Here is a 13284-nt window from a genome sequence, read left to right on the forward strand (position 1 = left end):
ACAATCGTCCAACCGCCGAGGTAGAACCGTAGGGTGGACAACGCTTTTTTTGTCCACCATCCCAGCACCACCATGGTGGATGGATAAAGCGACATCCACCCTACGCAGCTGATCAAGCGAAGCGGCGCTTTGCCGGGGGCAATGGCGGGCACCAGCCAACACAATCGCCCAGCCGCCGAGGTAGAACCGTAGGGTGGACAACGCTTTTTTTGTCCACCATCCCAACACCGCCATGGTGGATGGATAAAGCGACATCCACCCTACGAAGCGGCACTTTGTCCGGGGCAATGGCAGGCACCAGCCAACACAATCGTCCAACCGCCGAGGTAGAACCGTAGGGTGGACAACGCTTTTTTTGTCCACCATCCCAGCACCACCATGGTGGATGGATAAAGCGACATCCACCCTACGCAGCTGATCAAGCGAAGCGGCGTGTCATTCGTTGGGAATGATGGAGATCTTGCCGTTCTTCTCGATGATGGCGAACTTGATCTGCTCCACGCGCTCCAGGCCCTGTTTCTCACGTGCCGATTCAAGGATGTCTTCGACCCTCATATGAGCCGCCCTCAGCCGCCCCTCCAGAGGCCGGCCATGCTCAACGACGATCACGGGCGAGCCCTCGAGCCAAAGATCCAGGCGCGGCCATCGCCACTTGATGCGCGACAGCGCGACGTCAATGGTCAGCAGGGTCACAATCACCAGCAGCGCATTGGTCACTGAAAAATCGTCGCCAAGCAATGCCTGCTGAGTCGCTTCGCCGATGATCAGCAACAGCACGAAATCGAATAGCGTCAACTCGCTAAGCGAGCGCCTGCCGGAGAATTTGAACAGGATCATCAGGGCGAAGTAGATCGCCGCCGCTCGCAATACCGCGTCCATCGTGTTGACCTCAGGGGTAGATGAATTGGCGAAGCGAAACCGTCTCACCGGCAATGCCGACTCTGGAGCGGAACATCCCGACGCCCTCGGCGCGCAATGACAAATAGAGACGCGCATGGCCTGTCGCGTCCGGCTGCACGGTGAATGACAGGCCATCGTGCAGGGATTCGCTGGTCAACGGCTGCGGGTAGAGACTTTCCAGAGTCGTGTTGTCGAACTGCTCCCCGGTGAGGGTGATCTGCACCGGCGCGTCACCGGCATGGTGGGCTTCGATCACCATCGAGGTGGTGGCGCCGTTACGTAAAAAACGCTCGTAATGCACCTGCAGATCGTTGCCTGGACTTGCGCCCACGGTGTCGCTGAGCAGCCCGTTGGAAAATACGCCAAGCAGGGTCAGCAGCACGATCGCTGGCAACAGCAGGCAACCCAGCTGTTCGATGAACCAGAAACATTGCTGAACCCGTATGTTCTCTTCTACGGGAACACGACGGCTTTGTGCCTCATCCGGATCGAGCTGCGAGCGGCTCATGCCAATGACCTCCTCGGGCCTGTACTTGAGTGACCGCCCCGCCAAGCGCTCGGTTCGAACAATCGGACACCCGAGCGAACAGGCATCTCATGGGAAGTACCTGTTTGCGCGGCGCGACACCTACTTGTTAGCGGTCAGTAGCTGGTCATCAGGTTACGGTAATCCGGATGTGGCGGGAGCGGACGTAGGATGGGTGAAACCCATCGGTATATTGATGGGTTTCACCCATCCTACGAGCTTGTTAGCGATCAGTAGCAGGTCATCAGGTTGCGGTAATCCGGGGTGTGGCGTTAGCGGACGTAGGGTGGATCGGGGCGCGTAGCTGACGCTCTTTTCATCCACCATTGCGATTGCAGAGCGGTGGACGGATCGGGCCGCGTAGGTAAAGCGTCGTCCCCCCGAACTGATCAAGCGAAACGGCACTTTGTCCGGGGCAATGGCGGGCACCAGCCAACACAATCGCCCAACCGCCGAGGTAGAACCGTAGGGTGGACAACGCTTTTTTTGTCCACCATCCCAGCACTGCCATGGTGGATGGATAAAGCGACATCCACCCTACGCCTAAGTCAGCGAAAAGCGCCGAGCAACTGAGCGATCACTTCAGTTTCCACGTCGGCATCCCTGGCATCTTTCTGAAACACCGCGCAACTCGCCGTACCACTGCTCGTGGCGCAACGGTAAACCGCAATCACACTGCCCGGCCCAACGCCGGTGTGACCGCTGAGAACGATGCCGCCCTCGATATCGCCCTGCATCAAACCCAGGGCATAACCTGGAACTGTCCATGGGCGCCCTGGAATCGGGCCACCCAGCACGCGTCGCGCTTGCATATCCTTCAACAGCGCTGCGGGCAGCAGGCTTCCACCCAGCAGCCGATCGAGCAGCAAGGCCGCGTCCGACAATCTGCCAATCAGCAGGCCGTGGTAGACCCAACCGGGATGGTAAGTTGCAGCACTGCCCATATCGACATCACGCAGGTCTGCGGGTGTCTTCACCAATCGAACGAGCGGCACGCCAAGTGGCTGCAGCACGCGCTGCCGTATGGCGTTTTCGAGGGCGGTGCCACTGAGTTGCTCTATCAGCCGAGTGACGTACAGATAGCCAACATTGGAATAACCCCAGCCAACGCCCGGCTGGTAACGCAGCCTTGCTGCATCGAGGCGCTCCAGCATGTCGTCGGCCGGCCAGGGCTTATCGCCACGGGCAACGGCGGCATGGTAGTCGGCAAGCTCGGAATAATCCGCCAGGCCGCTTTCATGCCTCAGCAGTTGGCGCAGGGTGAAAGGGCCGCCAAGCACGACATCGTCAAGCGACACCAGCCCATCACGCACCAGGGTCAGGGCAGTCGCAGCCAGCACGGTCTTGGTGAAACTCCACCAGGGTACGAGTGGTTCCTGGCGGTCAGCAGCCGAGAGCTGGCCATTCACCACGAACGAGCGTGCAAATGTCGACATCCGAGTCACCTCTGATAAATCCAAAGTACGCAAAAGAGTCAGGCAGGCATCCGCATCAACCCTCGACCTGACTCCACTGCTTGCTCAGGCGCTTGTCCGACACCGCCATCTTCGTTCCCAACTGCTGGGCGAACAGGGAGACGCGGTATTCCTCGAGCATCCAGCGGTAGAGCACCAGGTTGGCGTCGCGCTTGCCTTCCTGCAGGTGTTTGCCGAGGCGTGCCTGGTACTGTTCCCAGTAGCCGGCCAGCTCGCCACTCCACACGCGGTCACGCTGCAGTTGTGCGGCGATCTTGTCGAAGCGTTGTTCGATAGCCTTGAGGTAGCGCGGGACTTCCTTGAGCCATTCGGCGGGCGTTTCGCGGACGAAACCGGGATAGACCAGGTTGCCCAGCTGCGCCTTGATGTCGTTGAGGGCCACCGCCTGGGCCAGGTCGATCTTGCCCTTGAAGCGCTTCTGCAGGCCGTGCCACAGCTTGAGGATTTCCAGGGTCAAGCGGGCCAGCCGTTCGGCGTGATCGGCCCAGGCACCACGTTTTTTCTCCGCCAGGGCGGCCAGCGCAGCGCCGTCACGGGGCAGCGACTGCTCGCCTTCGAGAATGCAGCTGTCGAGGCTGGCCAGGAGGATGTCCTCGACCAGCGCATCGACCCGCCCCAGGTCGCGGTGCAGCAGGCCCAGTTCGGTCAGGCCCGGCAATTTGCCACGCAGGAACTTGGCTGGCTCGGCCAGCTGTTGCAGCAACAAGCGCTGCAGGGCACGACGGTGCTGGAACTCGGCTTCGGCCTGGGTCGGGAAGCGCCCTTCCTTGACCACGCCAGCCTCTTCCACCAGGGCCGGGAACACGGTCATGGAAAGTCCGGCAACCTTCTGCTGAGTCTTCTCGGCGACCTGAGCGAAGCCCTTGGCCTCCACCGGTTTCTGCACCTTGTCGGCCTGCGGGATGGCCAGTGCGGCCTGGCTGGCCTCGGCGAAGCGCGCCATCAGCTCGGCCAGATCACGGCCTTCGCCCAGGAATTTGCCGTGGGTATCGACCACCTCGATGTTCATCTTCAGGTGATGTTCGAGCTGGCGGGTCGCTTCGATCCACGCTTCGTCATTGATGCGCACGCCGGTCATGCGCTGCAGCTCACGGCCCAGGCTTTCCGGCAGGCTGCCCTGGCCGAAGGTGAGTTTGCTCAGGGCCGCGCCGACGAAGTCCGGCACCGGCACGAAGTTCTTGCGCAGCGCCTTGGGCAGGCCGCGCACCAGATCGATGGCCTTGGCCTCGATCAGCCCCGGCACCAGCCACTCCAGGCGCTCGCCCGGCAGTTGCGGCAACAGCGGTGCCGGCACGCGCAGGGTCACGCCATCTCGCGGGTGATTGGGCTCGAAGTGATAGCTCAGCGGCAACTGCAATTCGCCGACGTGCAGGGTATCGGGATACTGGGCGGCGGTGACTTCCAGCGCCTCGCGGGCCAGCACGTCTTCCTCGCGCATCATCAGCAGCTGCGGCTCGATGGCGCTCTCGCGCTTGTACCAGCTCTCGAAGGTCGCGGTCTGATAGATGTCCTGGGGAATGCGCGCCTCGTAATAGGCGAACAGGGTTTCCTCGTCGGCGAGGATGTCGCGGCGGCGCGCCTTGGCTTCCAGTTCGTCGAGCTTTTCCAGCAGCAGACGGTTGGCATTCAGGCACTTGGTACGGCTGTTGATTTCGCCACGCACCAGCCCTTCACGGATAAACAGCTCACGCGACGCCTGCGGGTCGATGGGCCCGTAATGCACGGGGCGGCGACCAACCACGATCAGGCCGTACAGGGTGACCTGCTCAAAAGCCACCACCTGGCCGCGCTTCTTCTCCCAGTGCGGCTCGAAGTGGTTCTTCTTGATCAGGTGACCGGCCAGGGGCTCGATCCAGTCCGGCTCGATCTTGGCGACCTGGCGGGCGAACAGCTTGGTGGTCTCGACCAGTTCCGCGGCCATGATCCAGTTGGGTTTCTTGCGGCCGATCACCGACGACGGATGTACCCAGAAACGCCGCTGACGGGCACCGAGGAAGTCGCCCTCCTCGGCCTTCTGGCCGATCTGGCTGAGCAGGCCGCTGAGGATCGCCTTGTGCACGGCGGCGTAACTCTTGGCGCGCTGCGCGGCTTCGCTGGCCTCGGCCTGCTCGCGGAGGATCACGTTGACCTTGGTGTCGGTGGTGGGCTGCAGCTCGCTCTTGTAGGAGCCCGCTTGCGGGCGATCAACAAGCCGGGAGTCAGGATCGCCCGCAAGCGGGCTCCTACGGGAAGCGTTATCGCCCAGTTGCAGATCCCTGGCCAGCAGCACCAGTTGGCGATGGGAATCACGCCACTCGCGCAGGCGCATGTAGTTGAGGAAGTTCTTCTTGCACCAGCTGCGCAGCGGGTTGGAGCCGAGCTCCTGGCGTTTTTCCTCGAAACCGCGCCAGAGGTTGATCAACGCGGCGAAATCCGAATCGACATCCTTCCACTGCGCATGGGCCTGGTCGGCGGCCTGCTGGCGATCCATGGGTCGCTCGCGCGGATCCTGCACCGACAGCGCGCTGGCGACGATCAACAGCTCCTGCAGGCTGCCCAGCTTGGCGGCCTCCAGCACCATGCGGCCGAGGCGCGGGTCGATGGGCAGGCGCGCCAGCTGACGCCCCAGCGGAGTCAGTTGCCCTTCGCGGTTGACCGCCGAGAGCTCCTGCAAGAGGTTGAAACCATTGCTGATGGCCTTGCCATCCGGCGGCTCGATAAAGGGGAAATCCTCGATGCTGCCCAGGCGCAGGTGCAGCATCTGCAGGATCACCGCCGCCAGGTTGGTACGCAGAATTTCCGGATCGGTGAATTCGGGCCGCCCGAGGAAATCCTCCTCGCTGTACAGGCGCACGCAGATGCCCGGCTCGACCCGCCCGCAACGGCCCTTGCGCTGGTTGGCGCTGGCCTGGGAAACGGCCTCGATGGGCAAGCGCTGCACCTTGGCGCGGTAGCTGTAACGACTGATCCGCGCCGTGCCGCTGTCGATCACGTAGCGAATACCCGGCACCGTCAGCGAGGTTTCGGCGACGTTGGTGGCCAGCACGATCTTGCGCCCGGCCATGGGCGCGAAGATCTTCTGCTGCTCGGCCGGCGTCAGCCGCGCGTACAGCGGCAGCACCTCGGTAAAGCGCAGGTTGGCCTTGCGCAGCACTTCCGCGGCATCGCGAATCTCGCGTTCGCCAGGCAGGAAAATCAGCACGTCGCCCGGGCGCTTGCCCTCGGCATTCTCATGGGCGGCAATCTCGTCCAGCGCGGCGAGAATGCCCTGATCGACGGTGAGATCGTCGAGCAGACGCTCGCCCTCCTCGTCCACCTCGGCGGCCAGCGGCCGGTACCAGGTTTCCACCGGATAGGTACGGCCGGAGACTTCGACGATGGGTGCATCATTAAAATGCTTGCTGAAGCGTTCCAGATCGATGGTCGCCGAGGTGATGATCACCTTGAGGTCAGGCCGACGCGGCAGCAGAGTCTTCAGGTAACCAAGCAGGAAGTCGATGTTGAGGCTGCGTTCGTGAGCCTCGTCGACGATCAGCGTGTCGTACTTTTCCAGGTAACGATCATGCTGGGTTTCGGCGAGCAGAATGCCGTCGGTCATCAGCTTGATCAGCGAACTGTCCTTGCTCTGATCCTCGAAGCGCACCTGATAGCCGACCAGCTCGCCCAGCGGCGTGCCGATCTCCTCGGCGACCCGCGTCGCCACACTGCGCGCAGCCAGGCGCCGCGGCTGGGTATGGCCGATCAGGCCGTGCTGGCCACGTCCGATCTCCAGGCAGATCTTCGGCAACTGGGTGGTCTTCCCCGAACCGGTCTCGCCGGCGATCACCAGCACCTGGTGCTTGGCCAGCGCGGCCTTGATCTCGTCGCGCTTGGCAGCGATCGGCAGCGCATCGTCGTAACGCATCACCGGCACGCTCAAACGCCGCGCCTCGACCTTCGCGCAGGACGCCTGGAAGCGCTCCAGCCATTGCGCCTGTTTGGCTTCGTCGGGCTTCTTCTGCAACTCGTGCAACTGCCGACGCAGACGATGGCGATCGGCGATCATGGCGTGGTCGAGGTTGTTCTGCAGGGCAGCGAAATCGAAGGGGACGTCGGTCATCAGGCTCGGGGGGTCGCGGAAAAAGGTGGGATTGTCGCAGATTCCACGCCAAGGCGTGCAGGATGGGGCCGTCGATAGACGGCGTCTGGCGACCCCGTCGGCAGCAACCCTCGGATTGCATGCCGACGGGCGGTTGACTCTCTCATTGACATATCGGTAAATCTCGATACTATCAGGCTCATGGAATTGATCGAAATATTCAAAGCCCTCTCAAACCGTACGCGCCTTGAAATCCTCAAGGGGTTGAAGAATCCGGTGAAGAACTTCCCTCCACAGGATGAAGGGGACGTTCATACGGTGGGCGTCTGCGTCAGTAGCATTCAAGAAGGCGTCGGCCTGTCGCAGTCGACGGTGTCCGATTACCTTGCGACGCTGCAACGAGTGGGCCTGGTCGAAGTCCGGCGCATCGGGCAGTGGACCTACTACAAGCGCAATGAAGCAAACATCAGTGCTCTTGCCGAGATCATAGGTAAGGAGCTGTAATTTTTTACCCTTAAATATCGACAAATCCCGATATCCGATTTTGTCGAAGCGAGGACTCACAATGAACTGAGATCATAGGAAAAACCCGTAAATTTTTTTGCCTTTTTATATCGAAAAATACCGATATCCCTTTTTACCGAAACGAGGATCTACTAATGAAAGCGATGATACTTAAATCATTTGGCGGGCCGGAATCGTTCGAGTTGCGCGACGTGCCCAAACCAGTGCCGGGTGCGGGACAAGTCCTGGTGCGGGTACACGCAACCTCCATCAACCCCTTGGATTATCAGGTTCGACGTGGCGACTATGCCGACCTGGTGCCACTGCCGGCCATTACCGGACACGACGTATCGGGCGTTGTCGAAGCAGTTGGGCCGGGTGTGACGACCTTCGCTCCGGGAGACGAAGTCTGGTACACCCCGCAAATATTCGACGGGCCAGGAAGTTATGCCGAGTACCACGTTGCGGCCGAAAGCATTATCGGGAAGAAGCCGCCATCACTGAGCCATCTTGAGGCGGCAAGTCTGACCCTGGTTGGCGGGACGGTGTGGGAAGCACTGACCGTGCGAGCGGCGCTCAGAGTGGGGGAAAGCATTCTGATCCACGGCGGCGCGGGAGGCGTCGGTCATGTCGCGATCCAGGTGGCAAAAGCCATTGGAGCGCGGGTCTTCACGACCGTGCGCGAAGCCAACTTTGAGTTCGCACGCAGCATGGGTGCCGATGTGCTCATCGACTACGAGAAAGAGGATTACGTCGACGCCATCCTGCGGGAAACCGGTGGCCACGGCGTCGATGTGGTGTTCGACACCATCGGCGGCAACACATTGTCGCGTAGCGCCGACGCACTCGCACAACTTGGCCGCGTGGTCTCGATTGTGGACATTGCCCAGCCACAAAACCTCGTGCAGGCCTGGGGTAAGAACGCCAGTTATCACTTCGTTTTCACCAGGCAGAACCGCGGCAAGCTCGATGAGCTGAGCGCATTGGTAGAGCGCGGTCAGCTGCGCCCACACGTTGGCGCGGTCTATTCGCTTGCCGACCTTGCGCTCGCCCATGCCCGGCTGGAGAGCCCCAACAACGGCCTCCAGGGAAAAATCGCGATTGCAGTCGAGCCATCGCCCATCTCGTAAGTGCGTACTTTTAACGGTTCAAGTCATTTTGGAGAAACACCATGATTTATGAGATCGCTCTGCTCCCCGTTCACAAAGAACGCACTGAAGCGTTCAGACGTGCATTCGCCGAAGTTGCGCCTTTGCTCACCCGCGCAAAGGGTTACGGCGGCCACATGCTAGCGCAAGGGATTGAAACCCCCGAGCAATTCAACCTGATAGTGCGCTGGGCTTCACTCGAGGATCACACGCCGGGCTTCGAAGCGAGTGAAGACCATCGGATATTCATGCTGGGCCTGGAGGAATATTTTTCGGAAGAACCGAAGGTCTACCATATCGAGGGGGCGGCTTTTACTACTGGAGAGCATGATGATCAGAACAGCGCCTTTGGCATGGTAATGCCAGAATAATATCCCCCGGTTGTTAACAGTAGGTCGAAATACGCACGGTTTGACACTCTCAGTCTGCTCGGCGTGTCCACGACGACCATGCACCAAACCAGTCTTCGCGAGGGGCAGCTATTGGCCGTATCGCTGCCGACCGCGGGGCTGCTTTCGGCCAAAAGCGGACTGTTGTAGTCACGCATATTTTCTGGGCGGGTTCTCTTAACTATCCAATAAAAGCACTCGGCTATCTAGAGCCTTACTGCAAAAAAACAGAAAGTAGGGGGGGGGGGAATCTAATCACCTGCATCCATATGCGCCTTCAGATCTTTGGCGATCATTTGTACTTGGCTTCCAACATGCATGGCGACATCTAAAGCAAAATGGACGCTTTCCTTGATATCTTCCGTAGCACCAGCTTTGTACAGGAAATTTAATGCATATTTAAACCGTTCCTCATGCGATGGATGCGACTCGCTAGGTGTGGGTGGCTCATCGATTAATATGGACTTTACTTGCTCGCAAATGCGTAGTGCGTAGAACAAAAGTAGAGGGCCAATTAGCTGAAATGCAAAGGAGTTACCATTGCGAACGCCATACGCAGTTGAGATCGCAAGTCCAACGGCATCACATTCGAGTTCGTGTGTCTTGGAGTCTTGTTCTGGAGAAATGCCGGACGCATCAGGATAGGCTTCGTGAGCTAGGAAGTGGCCAATCTCATGTCCGATCGCAAATATCTCCATCGCACTGACCAACATGACGCGAGGGCCAAAAAGTTCGCGCGGCTGCTCCACTCGACCAAATCCCAGCACTGAATTGAAGAGTGCATAGCGCAGCGCAAGTCGTGCTGCGTCGACGAGGATGTGACCCTCTCGCAGCTTTTGAATTACAGCCTCGGAAGAGGAGCGCTCTTCAGTCGGTAGTTCACTGATCTCAGCGATAGCTGAGGAAAATATCTTCGACCAGTAGTTGCAGAAGGCAGATGTTCCTTGCCCAGCGAAGATAAGGTGCTCACCTGATGATGGCAATGCTGTAGGCGAAGGATCAAGCCCAGGAGAATTAACAAACTTAACCGGATTTTTGAGAGCTATTCCGTTTGCCTCACAGATTTCAAGTGCTTCTTTGACAAGTGGTTCGAAGATTTGCTTAGCAAAGAAATCATCGTACTCACCTTGGTCCTCGTGTGCTAACAGGGCCTCTGCGAGCACTTGCAACCTTTCTCCAGGCTTTTCGCTGAACGATAAGTAGCTTTCAGCAATCTTGAACCGATTCGTGTCAAACCAGGCCTTCTGTCCTTGCCAAAAGCTCTCTGCCCCTCAGACACGAGTTGGCGCTGGAAGTATTCGATATAACGCTGAAGCTCTATATGATCCATGCGGGAATTTTAGTTTCTATCTTTCAACTGATATGTTTTGTCTAAGTAGCTCTTCGCCGACGTTTGGTTTGGGTCGGGAGCAGCCCTATTGAATGGCCACTTCTGGCCTAAAGTAACCTGTCGCCGGCGCCCACTAGGCACGCCGACCCAAGATCAATCAACTCAGAATGGGGTATCCGGATCAGAATCATCCGTCCCTAACGAGAATGGCTTGGGGGCCTGCGCGACCACAGCCATCACCGCAGATGCAGGAGTGCTCAATGACTCGATGGCATCGTCATTACCAGGCGCACCAGCAACAATGATAAATGCGTCTGCTCCGACTGCAGCATCGCCAACATTGCCTATCAAGTCTTCATCTTCCGGTTCATCCTCAACTGGATCTAAATCGATAAAATTCCGGCCCATCATCATTTTATAATGAGGCATATGATCCATAACCTTGAAGACTTTGAAGAAAACTCTCATGTAGTTGTGCGCCATGCCATCGCTTATCGCGACATACAGCTCATCTGGCGAATAGTGAGACCCATCGTTCACCCAGCTGATCAAGGATTGGCACTGAACCTTCTCCTGCCCTTCGAACTTCCCAATGATGACACTCGTATCTATACCTCCCAAAATCTTGAAGTAATTTTCCAGGATTCTGCGCATGGTGTTTTGAATAGTAAGTGCGGGCAATGGATTTCTCGTCAACTCTGCCCACAAAAGCTGGTAGGAGGTTTTAATTGGGTTGTTCTCAAACCCTTCAATTCTCGAGAAATAATCGGGCTTTCGCACTATCCAGAATGTCTCATCCTTAATAGGGTCATCACCATTTCGCTGAGGATTAAAGGTGATTTCTTTATGGAAGTGCACATTATGGGTCAGGACAAATACCTGCTTGATGTTATTCGCCCTCTGACGAACCTCGTGAAAGAGTTTTTTGATCAAGCTACTCACGATGAACAGTACATCGCTATCCAAGCTTGAAACCGGGTCATCAATGACGACAATTCGATCAGTACTGATGCCCGAGGTTGTGATGCTTCCCCTGAGCAAGTGATAGAAGTACAGGAAGGTAACGAAGGTCTTTTCGCCTTCACTGAGCGTTGCCTTAGCATCAGTTCCATCGCTTCTGATCAGGCGATATGAATTGTCGGTACACGCAGTGTCCAGGGAGAAACTTCGAAACCCGAAATCTTTAAGGATTTTGTTGATCGCAATGACAGTAGGCCTCACACTTGTCAGCGAGGTTTCAATTTTTGCAACTTCTGCGTCAGCCATGGATATATCTAACGTTGCCTTATCCAGGCTTGCGCTGATGCCAGCAATTGCTTTGCTGATACGATCAATATCGTTGGTATAATCAGCAAGAGTGTCTTTAAGCTCAACATCAAGAAGATACCGCCACACCGAACCTGTTAACTTCTTCTGCTCAACGGAGAAGCCCGAAACTAGGCGATTATGCTCAGAGACCTTGAGGTTGGCTGAATTGATCAGCTCAGAGATTCTCAGCGAGATGTCAGCAAGACCTTCCAACGCCACATCAATACTGGGGCTGGCCACTTTTTGGCCAATGCGCTCACTATTGACTAATATAATTGCATTCAAGGCCTGCAATTCAACTTCGAGCTTCTCTTTATCTAAATGAGTGCAGTCCGTGGACAAGAGTGTCTGAGCCTGGGCTAACAGACCATCTGCTACCGACTTATAAGTATCGCGAAACTGCGATAGAGCTTTAGTATCAGCCTCGAATGTTTCATCGAAGTAATCTTCAAGGCTTTTCTCAAAATCATGTGGCAGCTTTTGCTGGCAGAAAGGGCAATCATCGTCGGTATGGCCCAAGTACTTCATACCTTGCCTAATCCAGTCACTGTTCCCCAAGTGCTGGATCATCGCAGATACATTGACATCCTCTTTACCGACCACTTTCTTGCTGAGTACAGGGTTTTGCTCAAACGTGACCAAGCGAGATAGGTCAAGACCAGGGACAGCATTCATGGGCGATGGTGCATCACCATAAAGAACGTCTGCGCGTTTGCGCAGGTCTTCAATATCAACCAGCTGCGAGGTATTATCTTTGCTCTCCTGCAAGACCCTGTTCTTGAAGGCCTCCTTGTTATTTCTCAGGCCTGTAAAAGCTCCTTGAAACTCATTGTCGTGCTTCTGTTTTTGCTCCCAACACCTCGTTACCAGTTTTGCTTCCAAGGCGTTTTTTTCGCCGATCTTCCCGCTGACGCCGTCGGGGCCTTTCAGGTTTTCTTGCGCTCTGGTTTTGACCTGCTCGTGACCGCGTCTTTCCTTCTGAAGCTCTTCTAAACGATCAAGCTGCGCCTTCTCGGTTTGTCCCAGCGTGAACACACCCTTGAACTGCTTCGAATCAGTGAAATTCGCAGCGATAAAGTCGTTGTTGTAGACCATGGCTGGGATTGGATTGCCCTTTGCCCACGTGACCCTGGAGGCAGCTGATAGTGCTGGGTTGTTTATCAGCCTGCTGATGGTTGTCTTGCCGGCTCCGTTTGCACCGTAGAAGTAGTTCACGGCCTTCAGGTTTTGAATCTTTTCGGGAGTTACGGGGCTGTAGGTGGCGACGCCGGAAAGGGTGATTGATTCAATCATGTCTCGCATCCGTGGAGAGGGGGAATTAGGGAACAAGCCAAGGGGTGGCCCTAGATATGACGCATGCCCCCCGAATCTAGAGCAGGAAATGGCATTTTGCCATCCCAGCATAGACCACTACACCAGCTTGTGAAGTCGGTAGCACTCGAGAATTACCATTGCGAGCCCGGAGTAGTGATCTACCCCTGTTTGTTCATCGCTCTAGGGAGTGGTTAAGCGCGCCCTACTACCTCGACTACAGCTAGCCACTGTGCATCTCCTCAAGTTGCGCATCATCGAAAAGGGAACAGATTTATTTTTCTATGGTTGTCCGCTTCTGGCCGCTAGCAGCCCCTCGGCAACACCCCAGCCCCT

At 57.1% G+C, this 13284-nt stretch carries 10 protein-coding genes; 3 read left to right on the plus strand and 7 right to left on the minus strand.

The features are described 5' to 3' along the window. The 5 genes from DNK10_RS26050 to hrpA all read right to left on the minus strand — a co-directional run. A partial coding sequence (locus DNK10_RS26050) for a hypothetical protein (protein ID WP_208738861.1) occupies nt 1-255 on the minus strand: 255 nt, incomplete at its 3' end. Between the two features lie 180 nt (nt 256-435). Continuing rightward, a complete protein-coding gene (locus tag DNK10_RS23135; RefSeq protein WP_131181346.1) occupies nt 436-879 on the minus strand; it encodes a DUF421 domain-containing protein in 444 nt (147 codons plus the stop codon). A 10-nt stretch (nt 880-889) separates the two neighbouring features. Next, nucleotides 890-1408 (minus strand): hypothetical protein, encoded by a 519-nt coding sequence (locus DNK10_RS23140; protein WP_131193171.1) that lies wholly within the window; start codon nt 1406-1408, stop codon nt 890-892. Between the two features lie 566 nt (nt 1409-1974). After that, nucleotides 1975-2862, minus strand: coding sequence for a serine hydrolase domain-containing protein (locus tag DNK10_RS23145; protein ID WP_131193172.1), 888 nt, complete (start codon nt 2860-2862; stop codon nt 1975-1977). A 55-nt stretch (nt 2863-2917) separates the two neighbouring features. Continuing rightward, a complete protein-coding gene (gene hrpA / locus DNK10_RS23150; RefSeq protein ID WP_131193173.1) occupies nt 2918-6979 on the minus strand; it encodes an ATP-dependent RNA helicase HrpA in 4062 nt (1353 codons plus the stop codon). 180 nt (nt 6980-7159) lie between these two features. Here hrpA and DNK10_RS23155 point away from each other — a divergent pair, with 180 nt between their 5' ends. From DNK10_RS23155 to DNK10_RS23165, 3 genes are all read left to right on the plus strand, one after another. Further along, a complete protein-coding gene (locus DNK10_RS23155; RefSeq protein WP_131193174.1) occupies nt 7160-7462 on the plus strand; it encodes an ArsR/SmtB family transcription factor in 303 nt (100 codons plus the stop codon). Between the two features lie 155 nt (nt 7463-7617). After that, entirely contained in the window at nt 7618-8592 is a 975-nt protein-coding gene (locus DNK10_RS23160; RefSeq protein WP_131193175.1) for a zinc-dependent alcohol dehydrogenase family protein, read from the plus strand. Nucleotides 8593-8633: 41 nt separating this feature from the next. After that, nucleotides 8634-8981 (plus strand): antibiotic biosynthesis monooxygenase family protein, encoded by a 348-nt coding sequence (locus tag DNK10_RS23165; protein ID WP_131193176.1) that lies wholly within the window; start codon nt 8634-8636, stop codon nt 8979-8981. A 269-nt stretch (nt 8982-9250) separates the two neighbouring features. Here DNK10_RS23165 and DNK10_RS23170 read toward each other — a convergent pair whose 3' ends face one another. Together DNK10_RS23170 and DNK10_RS23175 are read right to left on the minus strand one after the other, a co-directional pair. Next, nucleotides 9251-10168, minus strand: coding sequence for a M48 family metalloprotease (locus DNK10_RS23170; RefSeq protein WP_131193177.1), 918 nt, complete (start codon nt 10166-10168; stop codon nt 9251-9253). Nucleotides 10169-10491: 323 nt separating this feature from the next. After that, complete coding sequence (locus DNK10_RS23175) at nt 10492-12930, minus strand: AAA family ATPase (RefSeq protein WP_131193178.1); 2439 nt, start codon at nt 12928-12930, stop codon at nt 10492-10494. Between the last annotated feature and the right edge of the window lie 354 nt (nt 12931-13284).

It is taken from the genome of Phytopseudomonas daroniae (assembly GCF_004327275.1).
Classification (GTDB): Bacteria; Pseudomonadota; Gammaproteobacteria; order Pseudomonadales; family Pseudomonadaceae; genus Aquipseudomonas; species Aquipseudomonas daroniae.

Bases quoted from the DNA above. Each gene is read 5' to 3' on its own strand.
- DNK10_RS23155 (WP_131193174.1), top strand. From the start codon at position 7,160: ATGGAATTGATCGAAATATTCAAAGCCCTCTCAAACCGTACGCGCCTT.
- DNK10_RS23135 (WP_131181346.1), bottom strand. From the start codon at position 879: ATGGACGCGGTATTGCGAGCGGCGGCGATCTACTTCGCCCTGATGATC.
- hrpA (WP_131193173.1), bottom strand. From the start codon at position 6,979: ATGACCGACGTCCCCTTCGATTTCGCTGCCCTGCAGAACAACCTCGAC.
- DNK10_RS23145 (WP_131193172.1), bottom strand. From the start codon at position 2,862: ATGTCGACATTTGCACGCTCGTTCGTGGTGAATGGCCAGCTCTCGGCT.
- DNK10_RS23160 (WP_131193175.1), top strand. From the start codon at position 7,618: ATGAAAGCGATGATACTTAAATCATTTGGCGGGCCGGAATCGTTCGAG.
- DNK10_RS23175 (WP_131193178.1), bottom strand. From the start codon at position 12,930: ATGATTGAATCAATCACCCTTTCCGGCGTCGCCACCTACAGCCCCGTA.
- DNK10_RS23165 (WP_131193176.1), top strand. From the start codon at position 8,634: ATGATTTATGAGATCGCTCTGCTCCCCGTTCACAAAGAACGCACTGAA.
- DNK10_RS23140 (WP_131193171.1), bottom strand. From the start codon at position 1,408: ATGAGCCGCTCGCAGCTCGATCCGGATGAGGCACAAAGCCGTCGTGTT.